Here is a 16,451-nt window from a genome sequence, read left to right as displayed (position 1 = left end):
GGAGGGGCGCGGCGGCGCGATGAGTTTCGGGTGGGCCGGGAGTCTGGTGTGGTGACCGGCGTAGGACGGCTACGGCGGTGCCCGCTACACGAGACGCCACGGAGGACGCCATGACGACCACGCCGGACGAACCGAACACCGGGCTGCCCGGCCGCCCGCCCGTCGTCGACCTGGCCACCTGGCAGGCCGCCCGGGACGAGCTGCTGGTCCGGGAGAAGGCCCACACCCGCGAGGGTGATGCCATCGCCGCGGCCCGCCGGCGGCTGCCGATGGTGGAGTTCGACGGGACCGTCGAGGTCGTCGGGCCCGACGGGCCGGTGCCGTTCCTGGACCTGTTCCAGGGGCGCGAGGAGCTCGTGGCCTACAAGCACATGTGGTACGACGGCGCGCCGCACCAGGGGCAGTGCGAGGGCTGCACCACCACGGCCTGGCATCTGCCGGACGCCGCCTACCTCAACGCCCGCGGTGTGTCGTTCGCCGTCCTGACCACGGGCCGCTGGGACGAGGTGGCCGCCTACGTCGAGTTCATGGGCTACACCCAGCCCTGGTACTCGGTGCGCGGCGTGGACGGGCCGGCCGGCGGCGACATGGGGTACCTCACCAGCTATCTGCGCGACGGCGACCGCGCCTTCCTCACCTACTCCACGACGGGCCGCGGCAACGAGCGGGTCAACGGCTCCCTCGGCCTGCTCGACATGACGCCCTACGGCCGCGGCGAGACCTGGGAGGACAACCCCGAGGGCTGGCCCAAGGGCGGCAACGCGTGCTGGTCCTGGCGCTCGGACGCGGACGGAAACGCCACCTGGGGCCCGACCAGCCGCCCGGTCCCCCAGTGGACCCGCCCCGGCGCGACCCCCGTGGACACCCTCGGCCGGCAGGGCCACCACCACTGACGCGCCGGCGGCGAAAGCCCCTACGCCTGCCCGCCCGCCCCGTCGAACTCCCGCCTGGCCCGCTCGACCTTCGGAAGGTTCTGCGCGGACCAGTCGGCGAGGTGGGCGAAGACCGGGGCCAGGCTGCGGCCGAGCTCGCTGATCTCGTACTCGACCCGGGGCGGCACCTCCGGGTGGTACGTGCGCACGACCAGGCCGTCACGCTCCATCTGACGCAGCCGCTGGGTGAGGACCTTCGGCGTGATGGTGCCGACGGCCCGCTGGAGTTCGACGAAACGCTGCCGGCCGAACTCGTTCAGCGTCCACAGGATCGGCGTCGTCCAGCGGCTGAAGACGAGATCCACGACCGGCGAGACGGGACACGCCTGCTCCGAGTCACCGCCCATCAGGCCCCTCCCAGGGAAGTCACTTTCCTCTAGGTACCTACTATACCCAGGATGCTAGCGTCACGGACATCGCTCAACTCCACCCGTTTTCCATGACTTTGGGAGTTCTCGTGATCACTGTGACCGGAGCCTCCGGAAATGTCGGCCGCCCGCTCGTCGAGGCGCTCGCCCGCGCGGGCGAGAAGGTGACGGCCGTGTCCCGCAACCCCCTCCCCCACGACCTCCCGGAGGGCGCCCGGCATGTCCGCGCCGACCTCGCCGCCCCCGCCACCCTGGGCCCGGCCCTGGACGGCGCGGACGCCCTGTTCCTCCTGCTCGCCGGTGACCTGCACGGCGGCGGCGCGCCCGCGGCCGAGGTGCTGGCGGCCGCCGGGGAGGCCGGGGTGCGCCGCGTGGTCCTGCTCTCCTCGCAGATCAACGGCACCCGCCCGGACGCGCCCTCGCACGGCAGGCTGCGGGAGTTCGAGGAGGCCGTACGTTCCTCGGGCCTGGCCTGGACGATCCTGCGGCCGGGCGGCTTCGCCTCCAACGCCTACGCCTGGAGCGAGTCCGTCCGCACCCGGCGCACGGTGTTCGCCCCGTTCGCCGACGTCGCCCTGCCGGTCGTGGACCCGGCGGACATCGCCGAGGCCGCCGCCGTCGTCCTGCGCGACGAGGGCCACGCGGGACAGACGTACGAACTGACCGGACCGGCCGCCGTCACCCCGCGCCGGCAGGCCGCGGCGCTCTCCGAGGCACTCGGCGAGCAGGTCGGCTTCGTGGAGCTGACCCGTGCGCAGGCACGCGAGCACATGGCGCGGTTCATGCCCGAGCCGGTGATCGACGGCACCCTCGACATCCTCGGCGAGCCCCTCCCGGCCGAACAGCGGGTCAGCCCCGACGTCGAGAAGCTCCTCGGCCGCCCGGCCGGGCCGTTCACCGGGTGGGCGCGGCGCAACGCCCACGCCTTCGCGTGAGGCCGGTGCCGTCTCAGCAGGAGAGCGGCTTGCGCCACGAGCACTCGACGTCGGCCCTCGCCCCGCTCCTGAGCGTGGCGGCCGGTGTCGCGGCCTCGGCGGTCGAGCCGGCCAGCGTGACCACGATGGCGTCCTCCAGGGGCTTCACGGACGAGGCCAGATAGTTGTTCAGGACGATGCCGTAGACGAGTTCCCGGCCGTCGGCGCCGGTGACGTACCCGGAGAGCGCCGACGCCCCCGTCAACGACCCTGTCTTGGCACGGGCGTTGAGCGCGGCGGGCGTCCCGCACATCCGTGCCCGCAGGGTGCCGCCGACGAACCGGTCGGGGGCGCAGGCGACGGGCAGCGAGCGGTACCAGTCGGCGTACCAGGGCTCGGCGCGCACGGCGAGGAGCAGTTCGACGAGCTGCCCGGCGGGGAAGTTGTCCATCCGCGAGAGCCCGGACCCGTCGACCTGCCGCACCTTCCCGGCGTCCACGCCCACACCCTTGAGGTAGCCGCTGATCGCGGCCAGCCCGGCGCCCCAGCTCCCCTGCCGTGAGGCCTTGTACCCCATGGCCTTCGTGAGGATCTCGGCGTGCATGTTGTTGGACAGTTTCATGAACGGGACGAGCAGTTCCCTCAGGGGCATGGACCGATGGGAGGCCAACTCCACGGCCGTGTCCGGCGTCTGCCGCCCCAGCCGGGTGGGGCCGCCCACCTTGACCCCGTGTTCCGCCAGCGCGTCCCGGAAGACGGCGGCGGCGTATCCGGTGGGCTCCCACACGGTGGCCCACTCCTTGGCGCCGGACCCGCCGACCGGGGTCGTCCCGCTGACCACGACCGTGTTCGTGCCGTGCTCCCGCTCGACGGTGAGGTCGTTCGCCCCGCCCGCGGCGACGGTCGTGGCCCGTACGTCGATGTCGACGTAGTCGGTGTCGGGGGTGACGGACACGACCGGCTCGGCACCGGCCTCCTCCCCCGGCGCGACCGTGACGATCACGGTCCCGGTGTCGTAGTCGGTGTCCGGCGCCACGCTCAACGCGCTGATCTGCGCGGAGTAGTAGGAGGTCTCGTCGTCGGCGGCCCAGGACCGCCCGAGCCGTACATCGTCGAACCGGGTGTCGTCGGCGAGCAGCCGTCCGTCCACGCGTCTGATCCCGGCCGCGGCGACGCGCGCGGCCAACTCGTCGTAGTCGTCGGCGAGCAGGGTCGGGTCGCCGGTGCCGCGCAGATACAGGTCGCCGCGCAGCACGGAACCGTGCCGCCGCCCGGTGGCCAGCACGTCGGTGGTGAACCGGTACTCCGGTCCGAGGATCTCCATGGCCGCGGCCGAGGTGGCGAGCTTGGTGTTGGAGGCGGGCATCAGCCGGGTCGAGGGCAGCCGCTGGTAGAGGAGCTCACCGGTGCCGGCGTCCGCGATCACCACGCTCGCCACGCCGCCCTCCATCCGCGTATCGCCCAGAATGGTGTCGACGGCCTCCGGCAGACCGGTACGGTCCGCGTCCGCACCGGCCTGCGCGCCGGGCCCGAGAACGGCGGCGACGAGCGCCACCGCGACGGGCCAGGTCCACATGCGTCTACGGGAGTTGAAGCATCTCCCGGAACTTCTCACGGGTCCGCTCATGCTTCAGCAGCATCCCGGACAACCGCCCCCGGCAACAGAGCGCCTCGGGTCCCGCGGCCCGCTCAGCCCAGCCCCCAGGTCCGCCCCATCCGGTACGCGGCACACAGGTTCACGTCCAGGACGTACGCCCCGGCGCTCCCGCACTGCTCGCTCCCGCTCCCCGGGTCGACGGGCTGGCCGTGCCCCATCCCGGTGACGCTGTACGTCTCCACGACCGCTCGCCCGCCCGCGTCCCGGAAGACCTGGTGCGGATACCCGGCGACGGAGTCACTCACGTCGGCGACCTGATCGGCTCCGTGCACCTCGGTCCACTGCCGCACCAGGTCGGTCATGTTGACGGGCTTCACGGTGTAGTCGGCCGTGCCCTGGAAGGCGACGAGCGCGGGCCAGGGCCCGGCATACCCGGGCCGGGCGGCGCGCACCCGGTCGCCCCACTGCTTCGGGGTCTGCGTCGCCCCGACGTACATGCACACCCACGGCGACCCGGCGGCCTGCGCACACCCGTACGGCAGCCCGGCGACGATCCCGCCCGACGCGAACCTCTCCGGGTACGCCGCCATCATCACGGCCGCCATCCCGCCCCCGGCGGAGAGCCCGGTGACATACACCCGCGCCGGGTCACCGGAGGTGTCGGCGAGCTGCCGGTCGACCATCTGCGCGACGGACGCGGCCTCGCCCTGACCGCGCGCGATGTCGCCGCTCTCGAACCAGTTGAAGCAGGACGAGGCGTTGTTGGCGGTCTGCTGCTGCGGCAGGACGACGGAGAAGCCCCAGCGGTCGGCGAGTTGGAGCCAGCCGCTGCCGGTGCCGTACCCGGAGGCGTTCTGGGTGCAGCCGTGCAGCGCGACGACCACGGGCCGGCCGACGGGCAGCCCGTCGGGGACGTACCGGAACATGCGCAGCGCACCGGGGTTGGCGCCGAACCCGGTCACCTCCTGGAGCGAGGCGGCCGTGGCTCTGCCCGGCGAGAGGAGGGCGGCGATCAGGGCGGCGACGAGAAGGGTCGCCCCCAGGAGGATCCGACGGCTTGCGGCTCTGGTCTGTGTCATGCGGAGGGACCGTAGAAGCCCGACCGACCCGTCGATATGGAGTCGGACACCACAACGGCCGCCTCCGCCATGGTGGTTCAGGGGGACGGGAAGTCCGGCGAGACAGGGGACGGGAGGGGCGGCGTCGGCCGCTCGGTGCCGGTGCCGGTCGCTCGGAACGTCTCGTCCTTCTTCCACGGCCCGACGCCGAGCTGTCCCGTCGTCCCGAGGTCCAGCTCGGGCTGGACGATCACGGGGTCGGCACCTGACTTGGCCCGCACCCGGACGTACGGCACGTTCACCGGATCTCCGAACCCGGTGGTGTTCCGCCACGCGATCGTCGACTGGGCGGCCTCACCGGGCCGCAGGGCCATGGGCTGCGGGCTGCCGTCCCCGCCGACGGCGGTGCTGATCCGGCCGGTCCCCTGGAGGATCCGCACACCGTCCACCGAGCCGTGGCGCTCGTCGAGGAGTTCGAGCTTCGGGTAGCCGTCGAGCTCGTAGGTCCTGGTGCCGCAGTTGACCAGATGCAGTCCGACGACGCGCAAGCCCATGGCGGCGTCCCCCTGGTCCGCGTAGACATGCACCCCGGACGCGGGGCACGACCCCGAGGCGGACGACGCCTCGTCGGCGGGAACGCTGCGCACCCTGAGCACGTCGACGCCCGACACCTCGGGCGCGTGCATGGCCTCGGCCTTCATGGCGACGGTTGCCTTGGCCGTCTGCCCCGGCGCGACGGCCTGGACGGTCTGCTCGACGTTGTCGACGGCGCCGCCGGACGACGAGCGGAAGGAGAAGGTCACCGTGTAAGTGGCCGTCCTCGTATCGGAGTTGGTGATCTCGAACGTGGCCGAGTAGTCGGCCTTGCAGCCGCTCCCCGCATCCCAGGCGTACAGGCCGGTGACCTGCACGCCGTCCTCGTCCGGACCGGTGGCGGAGGGCAGGGGCAGCGGCGTCGGCGTACCGGACGGGGCGACGGACGGGTCGTCCCCGGCGGAGGACGGCAGGCTGCCGTACTGGGAGTGGCCCGAGGGGCACAGCGCGGCGGCGTCGACCGGCGCCCCGGCGCCACGTGCCCCCGTCGTGTCGTCGCCCTGCGTGGCGCTCTGGGAACCGCACGCGGCGAGCAGCAGGACACCGGCGAGGGCGGCGGGGACGGTGCGCGAGGCGGTAGGCATCCGCCCAGCTCACCAGGGTGGCGACCCGCAGGCTGTGACGGAAGCCACACCTCCGGTCACAGCGCTGTCACAGATCACGAAGGACGCGGTCCGGGCGTGTCATGGCGGGGGCGGGCCCGGCCTCCGGCATGACAAAGGCCCCGCTGCCCGAAGGCGGCGGGGCCTTTGCCCACATGGGTGACTGGAGGTCCGAGAACCTCCTGATCGTGGAGATGGCGGGAATCGAACCCGCGTCCAACGGTGCAGAATCAGGGCTTCTCCGTGTGCAGTTCGCTGCGATTTTCTCGGCCCCGGCGATCACGCGAACAAGTCGCCGACGGGCCCAGTCACTGTTTGGTTTCCCTCTTCACCCCGTGACCGGGATCAAGGTTTAGTTCCCTAGCTGATGCCAGGATCCGGGTCGGGAACAGCCCCGGGCTGACACTTCGCAAGTCGCTACTTAGGCAGCGAGGGCGAAGGAATCGCGCTTGGTGTTGGCGATTATTTTTTGCGACATATGGTTTACGAGATCATTGCCGCTTCCTCGACACGCTTCCCCTGCTTCAACAGCCGCTGTCGAAACCGATCATCCCCATGTTGCCACTATTCAATTAAAAACAGCTCAATGCGCACACCGATGCCTGGCCCGGTGTTGGTCCCATCGTACGTGACCAACGCACGCCGATGCCACTGTATTCCCGCCCGTCAGACGCCCCGCTGCCGCCGCTTCGCCGCCGCGACCGCCCGGTCCGACTCCCGCCGGTCCTGCTTCTCCCGCAGGGTCTGCCGCTTGTCGTACTCCTTCTTTCCTCGCGCGAGCGCGATCTCGGCCTTGGCCCGGCCGTCCTTGAAGTACAGGGCTAGGGGCACGATCGTGTGACCCGTCTCCTGTGCCTTGGCCTCCAGCTTGTCGATCTCCTCGCGGTGCAGCAGGAGCTTGCGCTTGCGCCGCGCGGAGTGGTTGGTCCAGCTGCCCTGGTGGTACTCCGGGATGTGGGCGTTGTGCAGCCACGCCTCGCCCCGGTCGATCTGGACGAAGCCGTCGGTCAGCGACGTGCGGCCCTCGCGCAGCGACTTGACCTCGGTGCCCATGAGGACCAGGCCCGCCTCATAGGTGTCGATGATCGCGTAGTCGTGGCGGGCCTTCTTGTTCTGGGCGACGATCTTGCGCTTGCCGCCCTTCTCGCCGTCCCTGGCCTTCGCGGCCGCCCCGCCCTGCTTGGGCTGGGACTCCTTCGGTACGTACATTCCCTTGCTCATAGTGCCGTCCATTTTCGCACTACGGAGGGGGTGGGCGGAAAGCCGATTTACGAGCCGCCCGACGACTCGCCGAGCCCGCTGAGAACCGTCTCGGCCCGCTCCAGGACGCCCTGGTCGGCCTCCAGGTCGGGGGTGATCCCCCGGCCGTCGACGGCCCGCCCGGAGGGGGTGCGGTAGTGCCCGACGGTCAGCTCGGCGACGGAGCCGTCGGGAAGGCGGCTCGGCATCTGGACCGAACCCTTGCCGAAGGTGCGGGTGCCGACGACGACCGCGCGGCCGCGGTCCTGGAGGGCGCCGGTGAGCAGCTCGGCCGCGCTCATCGTGCCGCCGTCGACGAGCGCGACCAGGGGTCTGCCGGTGTCGCCGGCCTGCTCGGCGTGCAGGGCGCGCTGGTCGCCGTCGACGTCGTAGGTGGCGACGAGGCCGCCGTCGAGGAAGGCGGAGGCGGCGGTGACGGCCTCGGTGACCAGGCCGCCGGAGTTGCCGCGCAGGTCCAGCACGACGCCGGCGGTGGCGGGGGCCTGCCGGACGGCCTCGCGGACCGCGTCACCGGAGCCCTTGGTGAAGGAGGAGATCCGGATGACGGTGATACCGCCCGCGAGTTCCCGGACGGTGACCGAGTCGGTGGACAGCCGGGCGCGGCGCAGCGTGAGGTCCCACGCGCGCGTGCCGCGCTCCAGGCCCACCTTCACCGGCGTCCCGGCGGGCGCGTCCTTCGCGTCGCCCCGCAGTAACGAGACGACCTCGGTGACCGGACGCCCGTCGACCGTCCGGCCGTCGACGCTGCGCAACAGGTCGCCGGAGCGGATCCCGGCGGTGGCGGCGGGCGACCCGGCCCGCACCTTCGTCACCTCGATACGGCCGTCCCGCTCGCGCCTGGCCCACAGCCCGACGCCGGTGTACTCGCCGTCGAGGGCCTCCTCGAACTCCTCGTACTCGCCCTCGGAGTAGACGGCGCCCCAGCGGTCCCCGCTGCGGCTGACCGCGCGTTCGGCGGCCTCGACCGGGGACTTGCCGGCGGCCATGGCCTCGGCGGCCGCCGCGGCGACGTCCACGTGCCGACCCGCGGGGGCGGCCGAACCGGCCGCGTCGGCTGAGGATTTCCGGTCGCCCGGCAGGGAGCCGGTCGCCGCACCGGCGACGAGCACGCTCGCGAACACCAATGTCAGGGCGGCCCCGCGGCCGAAGCGGCGGGGCTGACAGAACAGGTCACGACCTGACATGCCGGTGAGTCTAGGACAACGCGAAGGGGCCGCACGGTCCGTTGCCCGTACGGCCCCCTTGGCGTTGGTCACACCTTCAGATACTTGCGCAGCGCGAAGAACGCCGCCAACGCGGGCATCAGCAGGCTCGTCGCGAGGATGAGCGGCAGCTTGGTCAACACGGCTTCCCAGCCGATGAAGTTGACCAGGGTCAGCTGGTCGGCCAGGGCAAGACCGTGGTCGATGAGGAAGTACCGCGCGATGACCAGGAACGCACAGGCGACCGTCCCGCCGATGAGCCCGGCGACCGCGGCCTCCATGATGAACGGCGCCTGGATGTAGAAGCCGGAGGCGCCGACCAGACGCATGATCCCGGTCTCCCGCCGACGGCTGAACGCCGAGACACGCACCGTGTTGACGATCAGCATCAGCGCGACGACGAGCATTAGCGCCATCACCGCGCGCGCCGCCCAGTTCATGCCGTTGAGCAGCTTGAACAGGTTGTCCAGGATGCCCTTCTGGTCCTGCACGGACTGCACGCCGTCGCGCCCGTTGAAGGCGGTCGCGACGACCTGGTACTTCTCCGGGTCCTTCAGCTTGATCCGGTACGACTCCTGCAGCTGGTCCGGCGTGAGCGAGGCGGCCAGCGGGGAGTCGCCGAACTGCTCCTTGTAGTGCTTGTACGCCTGGTCCTGCGACTCGTACGTCACCTTCTCGACGACCGTCATCTTGTCCAGGTCGGTGAGGATCTGCTTCTTCTGGTCCTCGGTGACCGCGCCCTTGGCGCAGTTGGGGTCGGACTCGGCGTCGGCCTTGTTGCACAGGAAGACCGAGACGTTGACCTTGTCGTACCAGTAGCCCTTCATCGTGTTGACCTGGTCGCTCATCAGGAGCGACCCGCCGAACAGGGCGAGCGACAGGGCGACGGAGACGACGACGGCGAACGTCATCGTCAGATTGCGGCGGAGACCGACACCGATCTCGGAGAGTACGAACTGGGCGCGCATGGCGGCTTCTTCAGGCCTTTCCGGACTTCTACGGGGGTCAGTGCTGGTAGCCGTAGACGCCGCGCGCCTGGTCGCGGACGAGGCGGCCCTTCTCCAGCTCGATGACGCGCTTGCGCATCTGGTCCACGATGTTCTGATCGTGCGTGGCCATCACGACCGTCGTACCGGTCCGGTTGATCCGGTCGAGCAGCTTCATGATGCCGACGGAGGTCTGCGGGTCGAGGTTGCCCGTGGGCTCGTCCGCGATCAGCAGTTTGGGCCGGTTGACGAACGCGCGCGCGATCGCCACGCGCTGCTGCTCACCACCGGACAGCTCACCGGGCATCCGGTCCTCCTTCCCGCCGAGCCCGACGAGGTCGAGCACCTGCGGGACGGACTTGCGGATCTCACCGCGGGACTTGCCGATGACCTCCTGCGCGAAGGCCACGTTCTCGGCGACCGTCTTGTTCGGCAGCAGCCGGAAGTCCTGGAACACCGTCCCCAGCTGGCGCCGCATCTGCGGCACCTTCCAGTTGGACAGGCGCGCGAGGTCCTTGCCCAGAACGTGCACCTGCCCGTGACTGCACCGCTCCTCGCGGAGGATCAGCCGCAGGAAGGTGGACTTTCCGGAGCCCGAGGACCCCACGAGGAACACGAACTCGCCCTTCTCCACTTCCAGGGACACATCCCTGAGTGCGGGGCGGTTCTGCTTGGGGTAGACCTTGGAGACGTTGTCGAATCGGATCACGGATGCACCACGGGTCGCCGGGGGTAGATGGGGGGACCATACGCGAACCGGGGGCGGGGGCGCAGTCGCCAGGAGGGTTGCGCGCCCCTTGTGCACTTTTGTGCGGGGTTCGCTCATTGACGATCGGCGGGGGCGCGGGGCTGTATCGACATGCGGCTCCGCCGCGTGGGCGCGACCAGCCCCACACGCCCCGCAGCCGCGAGACAATGGCAACCACCCCTCCCAGAGCGCCCGAGCCCTTTCCGGAGGAACCTGGCACAGTAGAGGAGGGGAACATTGACGGGACCCCACCCGTTGAACCCCCGGAGGGAACCGGCTAGGAGGGCGGCAATGACGTACGACCGGCTGGTGTGCGCGAACTGTGCCGCACCCGTGAGTGAGGGCCGCTGCCCCGTGTGCCGGGCGAACCGTGAGCGGCTCCAGCAGGAGAACCCGTTCGCGGGTCTGAACCCGATGACGCTGATCGCCCTGCTGGCGGTGCTGATCGCGGCGGTGGCCCTGCTGGCGCACCAGACCGCGTAGGCGGGACCTGGCGGCGGACATGCCGAGGGGCCCGGAGCGAGCGCGCTCCGGGCCCCTCGGCCGTACGGCGTGAATCACGCAGCGTGGACGACCGGCTACCGTCAGGCAGCCGCACCGCCACGGCCGCCCACGAGGCGCGGCAGGATACGGAAGCCGATACCGCCGGCGATCATCGTGGCGGCGCCGACCAGCAGGAACGTGGTCTGAGCGGCACCGGTCTCGGCGAGCTCGTCACCGCCGCCCTGGGCCGAGGTGCTGGCACCCGAGCCGGTACCGGTGGTCTCCGTGCCGGTGTCCGTCAGCGAGGAGGAGCCCTCCTCCTGCGGGGACGTGCCACCGTCGGGGTCGGTGTTGTCGTTACCGCCGCCGTTGTTGCCGTTCCCGTTGCCGTTCCCGTTGTCGTCGTCACCCGGGTCGGTCGGGTCGGTCGGGTCGGTCGGGTCGATGGTCGGGTCCTGGGTGGGCTCCTGCGGCTCCGTCGGGTCCACCGTCGGGTCCGTCGGGATGGTGGGCTCCTCCGTGGGGACCGGGTCGGTCGGGAGGTCCGTCGGAACCGGCGGGTCGGTGGGAGCCGGCGGGTCGGTCGGGTCGTTCGGGTCTCCGAGGCAAATGCCCAGCAGGCAGTCCTCCGACGGCGCGGCGGATGCGGCACCCGCAGCGGTGATCGAAGCACCAGCCGCGATCACGGCACCGGCCGCGAGGCGCGCGATACGGACCCGCGTCTTCTTCGTCATGTGGTTGCTACCCCCAGTAGCTGAATCGTCAGTGAGGCGGCGCTCGGGGTCCGTGATCGACGGGAGTGGTACTGCAACTCGAGCCCCCCGGTTCACATGCGCCCCAGAGATACGCATGCCACGCTTTACCCTTCCCATTTTTCAAAGACACGTCAAGGCCGTTTGCGGCCGCCATGTCCAAATACGGGAGCTATGCCAGGGTTTGGAGCCTGTGAGTGTGATGTAAAACCCAGACATGCAGGCACAGAAAAGGCAACTACCGCCGAGGTGGCGGCAGTTGCCTTGTCGACAAAGTTACTTCTCCTGCTGCTTGCGCCAGCGAATTCCGGCTTCGAGGAACCCGTCGATCTCACCGTTGAACACGGCCTCGGGGTTGCCGACTTCGAACTCGGTGCGCAGGTCCTTGACCATCTGGTACGGGTGCACCACGTACGACCGCATCTGGTTGCCCCAGGAGTTGCCGCCGTCGCCCTTGAGGGCGTCCATCTTGGCCTGCTCCTCCTGGCGGCGCCGCTCGAGCAGCTTGGCCTGGAGGACGTTCATCGCGGTGGCCTTGTTCTGGATCTGCGACCGCTCGTTCTGGCAGGAGACGACGATGCCGGTGGGGAGGTGGGTGAGCCGCACCGCGGAGTCGGTGGTGTTCACGCCCTGGCCGCCGGGGCCGGAGGAGCGGTACACGTCGACGCGCAGCTCGGACTCGTCGATCTCGATGTGGTCGGTCTGCTCGACCACGGGGAGGACCTCGACGCCGGCGAAAGAGGTCTGCCGCCTGCCCTGGTTGTCGAAGGGGGAGATACGGACGAGCCGGTGGGTGCCCTGCTCGACGGAGAGGGTGCCGTAGGCGTACGGCGCCTGGACGGCGAAGGTGGTCGACTTGATGCCGGCCTCTTCGGCGTACGACGTCTCGTAGACCTCGGTCTTGTAGCCCTTCTGCTCCGCCCAGCGCAGGTACATCCGCTGGAGCTTCTCGGCGAAGTCGGCGGCGTCGACGCCACCGGCCTCGGCGCGGATGTTGACGAGCGCCTCACGGGCGTCGTACTCACCGCTGAGGAGCGTCCGCACCTCCATCTCGTCCAGCGCCTTGCGGACGGCGGCGAGCTCGGACTCGGCCTCGGCACGGGTGTCCGGGTCGTCCTCCTCCTCGGCCATCTCGAAGAGAACGCCGAGGTCGTCGATACGACCGCGGAGGGCTTCGGTCTTCCTCACCTCCGCCTGGAGGTGGGAGAGCTTGCTGGTGATCTTCTGCGCCTCGTCCGGGTTGTCCCACAGGGACGGCGCGGCCGCCTGCTCCTCGAGCACGGCGATGTCTGCCCTCAGCTTGTCGAGGTCCAGAACGGCCTCGATCGACTCCATGGTCGAGGAGAGGGACTTGAGCTCTTCGGATACGTCGACGACTGCCACGCCTCCAGCGTAACGGCTCCGCCAAGCGCCGAGGCCCTGGAGCCCTTGGCCGAGACAAACCCGGCGTCACCAGGGGGCTCCGCCCCCTGGACCCCCGGACCTTTGCCCACCCACCACCCGTCTCGGTCGGCCAAGAGGCTGGACTCCGAACCTCGGGGCCCGGCTGTCCATCTCGGCCCGTCCGGCGTTTCGAGGACAAGCCCACCACCCTCCCGAACTCCCACCCACCCACTGGGCGCGACCTTTCAGCCCGTCCGGCGTTCGAGGACAAGCCCACCACCATCCCGAACCCCCACCCCCACCCACCCGCTGCGCGCGACCTTTCAGCCCGTCCGGCGTTTGAGGACGAGGCCCGCAGGGCCGATCAGGGGGGTCTGGGGGCGGAGCCCCCAGGGATGGGACGGGTAGGGGCGGCGGGGGCGAGGAAGGTCAGGGGGTTGCCGGGGCCGAGTTGTTCGTGTCCTGGGGGGTCGCGTCAGCGTCGTCCCCCGAGGTCGCCAGCCACGTCCCCACCCCCGCCGCAGCGACCAACGCCACCGCGGCCGCCCCGAGAACCACCCGCCGCCGCCGAGCCACCGCCCGGTGCCGAGCCGACCCCGGCCGAGGCGCCCCGGCGGCCCGCGGCACCCGAGCCGTCCCCCGCGCACCCCCGGCCAGCTCATCGGGCCCCGGCACCCTCATCGACGTATGCGTGTCCCGGTTGGAGTCGGCGGGCTTCGCCCCCGGCACCAACGGCACCGCCCCCCGCCGCCGCACCCGCTCCCCCACCGGCGCCGCTTCCTCCGCCGCCACCGGAGCCTCGTCCTCCGCGGCCTCCGCGTCCGGCTCGTCCACGTCCAGCGGCGGCATCCCGGCCACCAGCGGCAGCAGCTCCCGCAGCCGCGCCCCCAGCTCGGACGCCCGCAGCCGCGAGGCCGGCGCCTTCGCGAGGCACTGGATGATCAGCTGCCACAGCTCGTCGGGGATGCCGGGCAGCGGCGCCACCGTCTCCGTGACGTGGCGGCGCAGCACGGCCCCGGGGTGGCCGCCGCCGAACGGCGTGAAGCCGGCCAGCAGCTCGTAGAGGACGGTGGCGAGGGCGTAGATGTCTACCGCGGCCCGCGGCGGCAGGCCCTCCACGATCTCCGGCGCCAGGTAGTCCGGGGTCCCGATGATCTTCGTGGCGCGCGTGCGCCGCGGTGAGTCGATGAGCTTCGCCACACCGAAGTCCGTCAGCAGGGCGGGGTGCGCGCCGCCCGGGCCCAGCGGGCCCTGCATGTCCAGCAGGACGTTCTCCGGCTTGACGTCCCGGTGCACGACCCCGGCCGCGTGCGCCGCCGCGAGCCCGTCCGCGACGTCCGCGACGATCGCCACCGCCGCCTCGGGCGCGAGCCGCCGGTCGCGGTCGAGCCGGGTGCGCAGGTCGGTACCCCGGACCAGGTCCATCACCAGCGCGAGGTCGTTGCCGTCGACCACCAGGTCACGCACGGAGACCACGTGCGGATGCTCCAGGCCCAGCAACGCCGTGCGCTCCTGCACGAAGCGTCCGACGAGCTCCTGGTCGGACGCGAGATCCTCGCGCAGCAGTTTGACGGCGACGGGCCCCTCGGGTCCCTCGCCCAGCCACACCGTGCCGGCGCTGCCCCGCCCCAGGATCTGGTTGGCGGTGTACCGGCTGCCGATCTTCCGTGCCAAGGCTGCTCCTACAGACGCGTGTGTCGCTAAAACTACGCGTCCGAGGAGCCAACCTTCACCGCCGAGGCGGAAATCACCCGCCAGATGTCGACAAATAACCAAACCAGCCGACGCCGACCGGGTGGTGACCCAGCATCAGTTGGTGCCCGAGCCCCCGCCCGAGCCCCCGCCCGAGCCCCCGCCCAGGTCCCCGATCCACCCGGACACGGTGCTGAACCAGTCGCTGAGCTGCTCCCAGTAGCCCTTGCCCGTGCCGATCCAGTCCTGCAGCGGGCTCAGCTCCCAGATCAGCCAGCCCGCGACGAACAGGATGATGATCGTGAACAGACAGCCCTTGAGGCAGCCGAGCCCGGGGATCCGCATCGGGTTGGCGCTGCGCTGCCGGGGCTGACGCGGCTCGCGCTGCGGCCGCTGCGGCTCCGGCGCGGGCGGCGGTGCGTACCGCTGGGGCTGCTGCTGCGGCTGACGCGGTGGGGCGTACGGCTGCGGCTGGTGCTGCTGCGGATGGCCGTAGCCCTGCTGCGGCCGGCCCTGCGGGGGCCGCTGCTGCTGCGGGTGCTGGGGCTGCTGCTGCGGGCGGGCGACCTGGCGCTGGGGGCGGCGCAGCGGGTCCTGGTTGGGGTCGAGGTACTGGACCTGGGTCTGCTCGTTGCGGTCCCGGGCGGCCCGCAGCTGGTTCTGCCAGGGGTGCGGCTCCTCGGGGCCGGGCTGACCGGGCTGCTGTCCGGGCGGGCCGGGCGGCATGGACGGCATCACGGCCGTCGGGTCGGCGGCGCCCGTCGGACCGGGGGCGCCGGTGTGCGGCAGGACGCTGGTCGCGCCGTTCGGGTCGTACGCCCCCGGCGCCGAGCCGTGCTGCAGCACCTGGGTGGGGTCGGCCGAGCCCGGCACGGTGGCCGGCGCGGGGTCGGGCGCGAGCAGCGCGGCGACGCCCTCGGCGGCGGCGATCTGCGCGGAGTTCGCGTGCACGCCGATGCCCTCGGCGACGACGCGCAGGCCACGGGCGAGGTTCTCGGCGCTGGGCCGTTCGTCGGGGTTCTTGCGCAGGCAGCGTTCTATGACCGTCCAGAGCGGGTCGGGGACCGTGGACGGGCGGCGCGGCTCGGCGCTCAGGTGCTGGTGCAGGACCTCCAGGGCCGAAGCCCCGGCGAACGGCGGACGGCCGGTGACGAGCTCGTAGAGGAGGATGCCGGCGCCGTAGATGTCGACCGCGGAGGTCTGCGGGCGGCCCTCGGCGGACTCGGGCGCGATGTAGGCGGGCGTGCCGACGAACTCGTGGGTGCGGGTCAGGCCCGGGGAGTCGGCGAGGCGGGCGATGCCGAAGTCGGTCAGCATCGGGTGCATCTGGCCGCCGTTCTGCTGGAGCAGGACGTTGGCGGGCTTCAGGTCGCGGTGGACGACGCCGTCGGCGTGGCTGGCGGCGAGGGCGTCGGCGATCTGCGCGGTGAGCAGGGCGGCGGCGACCGGGGTGAAGGGGCCGTTCTCGCGCAGGTAGCGGTGCAGGTCGGGGCCGTCGACGAGGTCCATGACCAGGGCCAGCAGCTCGCCCTCGACGACGAGGTCGCGGACCCGGACGATGTTGGGGTGGGTCAGCCGGAGCAGGACCGAGCGCTCCCGCAGGAACCGCATGACGATGTCGGCGTCGCTGGCGAGCTCCTCCTTGAGGACCTTGATCGCGACGGTCTCGCCGGGCTGCCCCTGCACGGCCGCCTCAGCGCCTGCGGTCTCCCGCTGGCGGGCTCGCCAGACGGTCCCCGTGGCGCCGCGACCGAGCGGCTCCTCGAGGAAGTACTTGCTGCCTACCGGCCGCACGTCGCGCTCCCTGCTGCTTGCCTACGTTCCGAACCACTGTAGTGCCGTGCCCCCGGGCACCGGCCTGTCGTCATTCTGTGCGTCTT

The 16,451-nt window shown here is 71.4% G+C and carries 15 protein-coding genes and 1 other RNA gene; 3 read left to right on the top strand and 13 right to left on the bottom strand.

The features are described from left to right. Window positions 1–110 precede the first annotated feature (110 nt). Window positions 111–893: a DUF899 family protein gene (locus tag ACFZBP_RS14595; RefSeq protein ID WP_391413174.1), complete on the top strand. Its 783-nt coding sequence runs from the start codon at window positions 111–113 to the stop codon at window positions 891–893. A 20-nt stretch (window positions 894–913) separates the two neighbouring features. On the opposite strand, the gene ACFZBP_RS14590 is transcribed toward ACFZBP_RS14595, so the two are convergent. Then, on the bottom strand, window positions 914–1,279 hold the full coding sequence (locus ACFZBP_RS14590) for a winged helix-turn-helix transcriptional regulator (protein ID WP_383458871.1): 366 nt from the start codon (window positions 1,277–1,279) through the stop codon (window positions 914–916). Between the two features lie 110 nt (window positions 1,280–1,389). Between ACFZBP_RS14590 and ACFZBP_RS14585 the strand changes: the two genes are divergently transcribed. After that, complete coding sequence (locus ACFZBP_RS14585) at window positions 1,390–2,235, top strand: NAD(P)H-binding protein (RefSeq protein ID WP_391413172.1); 846 nt, start codon at window positions 1,390–1,392, stop codon at window positions 2,233–2,235. 13 nt (window positions 2,236–2,248) lie between these two features. Here ACFZBP_RS14585 and dacB read toward each other — a convergent pair whose 3' ends face one another. The 8 genes from dacB to ftsE all read right to left on the bottom strand — a co-directional run bounded on the left by dacB (window position 2,249) and on the right by ftsE (window position 10,222). Continuing rightward, window positions 2,249–3,790, bottom strand: a complete 1,542-nt coding sequence (gene dacB, locus ACFZBP_RS14580; protein ID WP_391413170.1) for a D-alanyl-D-alanine carboxypeptidase/D-alanyl-D-alanine-endopeptidase — start codon at window positions 3,788–3,790, stop codon at window positions 2,249–2,251. Between the two features lie 113 nt (window positions 3,791–3,903). Further along, window positions 3,904–4,890, bottom strand: coding sequence for a PHB depolymerase family esterase (locus ACFZBP_RS14575; protein WP_391413168.1), 987 nt, complete (start codon window positions 4,888–4,890; stop codon window positions 3,904–3,906). Window positions 4,891–4,967: 77 nt separating this feature from the next. Then, the gene (locus ACFZBP_RS14570) at window positions 4,968–6,047 is read right to left on the bottom strand and encodes a DUF4232 domain-containing protein (RefSeq protein ID WP_391413166.1); all 1,080 of its coding nucleotides are present in this window, start codon (window positions 6,045–6,047) and stop codon (window positions 4,968–4,970) included. A 204-nt stretch (window positions 6,048–6,251) separates the two neighbouring features. Next, window positions 6,252–6,620: a transfer-messenger RNA gene (ssrA, locus tag ACFZBP_RS14565) on the bottom strand. Between the two features lie 111 nt (window positions 6,621–6,731). Further along, window positions 6,732–7,274, bottom strand: a complete 543-nt coding sequence (smpB, locus tag ACFZBP_RS14560; protein WP_391414085.1) for an SsrA-binding protein SmpB — start codon at window positions 7,272–7,274, stop codon at window positions 6,732–6,734. Between the two features lie 59 nt (window positions 7,275–7,333). Continuing rightward, complete coding sequence (locus ACFZBP_RS14555; protein WP_383458858.1) at window positions 7,334–8,509, bottom strand: S41 family peptidase; 1,176 nt, start codon at window positions 8,507–8,509, stop codon at window positions 7,334–7,336. Between the two features lie 68 nt (window positions 8,510–8,577). Next, window positions 8,578–9,495 (bottom strand): permease-like cell division protein FtsX, encoded by a 918-nt coding sequence (gene ftsX / locus ACFZBP_RS14550; RefSeq protein ID WP_383458856.1) that lies wholly within the window; start codon window positions 9,493–9,495, stop codon window positions 8,578–8,580. A gap of 37 nt (window positions 9,496–9,532) precedes the next feature. After that, complete coding sequence (gene ftsE / locus ACFZBP_RS14545; protein WP_030051349.1) at window positions 9,533–10,222, bottom strand: cell division ATP-binding protein FtsE; 690 nt, start codon at window positions 10,220–10,222, stop codon at window positions 9,533–9,535. Window positions 10,223–10,552: 330 nt separating this feature from the next. On the opposite strand from ftsE, the gene ACFZBP_RS14540 reads away from it, so the two are divergent. Further along, window positions 10,553–10,744: a hypothetical protein gene (locus ACFZBP_RS14540; RefSeq protein WP_048586204.1), complete on the top strand. Its 192-nt coding sequence runs from the start codon at window positions 10,553–10,555 to the stop codon at window positions 10,742–10,744. Window positions 10,745–10,845: 101 nt separating this feature from the next. On the opposite strand, the gene ACFZBP_RS14535 is transcribed toward ACFZBP_RS14540, so the two are convergent. The 4 genes from ACFZBP_RS14535 to ACFZBP_RS14520 all read right to left on the bottom strand — a co-directional run bounded on the left by ACFZBP_RS14535 (window position 10,846) and on the right by ACFZBP_RS14520 (window position 16,365). Next, window positions 10,846–11,478: an LPXTG cell wall anchor domain-containing protein gene (locus ACFZBP_RS14535; protein WP_391413163.1), complete on the bottom strand. Its 633-nt coding sequence runs from the start codon at window positions 11,476–11,478 to the stop codon at window positions 10,846–10,848. 294 nt (window positions 11,479–11,772) lie between these two features. Beyond that, a complete protein-coding gene (prfB, locus tag ACFZBP_RS14530) occupies window positions 11,773–12,879 on the bottom strand; it encodes a peptide chain release factor 2 (RefSeq protein WP_383458851.1) in 1,107 nt (368 codons plus the stop codon). Window positions 12,880–13,308: 429 nt separating this feature from the next. After that, window positions 13,309–14,553, bottom strand: coding sequence for a serine/threonine-protein kinase (locus ACFZBP_RS14525; RefSeq protein WP_383458849.1), 1,245 nt, complete (start codon window positions 14,551–14,553; stop codon window positions 13,309–13,311). A gap of 135 nt (window positions 14,554–14,688) precedes the next feature. After that, window positions 14,689–16,365, bottom strand: coding sequence for a protein kinase (locus ACFZBP_RS14520; RefSeq protein WP_391413160.1), 1,677 nt, complete (start codon window positions 16,363–16,365; stop codon window positions 14,689–14,691). Window positions 16,366–16,451: the final 86 nt, after the last annotated feature.

It is taken from the genome of Streptomyces sp. NPDC008086 (assembly GCF_042957325.1).
Classification (GTDB): Bacteria; Actinomycetota; Actinomycetes; order Streptomycetales; family Streptomycetaceae; genus Streptomyces.
Note: the sequence above shows the minus strand (reverse complement) of the source record. Positions and strands in the feature narration are given on the sequence as shown.

What these genes read in the sequence shown, in the direction of transcription:
- ACFZBP_RS14595 (WP_391413174.1), top strand. Translation starts at nt 111, where the DNA reads ATGACGACCACGCCGGACGAACCGAACACCGGGCTGCCCGGCCGCCCG.
- ACFZBP_RS14590 (WP_383458871.1), bottom strand. Translation starts at nt 1,279, where the DNA reads ATGGGCGGTGACTCGGAGCAGGCGTGTCCCGTCTCGCCGGTCGTGGAT.
- dacB (WP_391413170.1), bottom strand. Translation starts at nt 3,790, where the DNA reads ATGTGGACCTGGCCCGTCGCGGTGGCGCTCGTCGCCGCCGTTCTCGGG.
- ACFZBP_RS14575 (WP_391413168.1), bottom strand. Translation starts at nt 4,890, where the DNA reads ATGACACAGACCAGAGCCGCAAGCCGTCGGATCCTCCTGGGGGCGACC.
- ACFZBP_RS14570 (WP_391413166.1), bottom strand. Translation starts at nt 6,047, where the DNA reads ATGCCTACCGCCTCGCGCACCGTCCCCGCCGCCCTCGCCGGTGTCCTG.
- smpB (WP_391414085.1), bottom strand. Translation starts at nt 7,274, where the DNA reads ATGTACGTACCGAAGGAGTCCCAGCCCAAGCAGGGCGGGGCGGCCGCG.
- ACFZBP_RS14555 (WP_383458858.1), bottom strand. Translation starts at nt 8,509, where the DNA reads ATGTCAGGTCGTGACCTGTTCTGTCAGCCCCGCCGCTTCGGCCGCGGG.
- ftsX (WP_383458856.1), bottom strand. Translation starts at nt 9,495, where the DNA reads ATGCGCGCCCAGTTCGTACTCTCCGAGATCGGTGTCGGTCTCCGCCGC.
- ACFZBP_RS14540 (WP_048586204.1), top strand. Translation starts at nt 10,553, where the DNA reads ATGACGTACGACCGGCTGGTGTGCGCGAACTGTGCCGCACCCGTGAGT.
- ACFZBP_RS14535 (WP_391413163.1), bottom strand. Translation starts at nt 11,478, where the DNA reads ATGACGAAGAAGACGCGGGTCCGTATCGCGCGCCTCGCGGCCGGTGCC.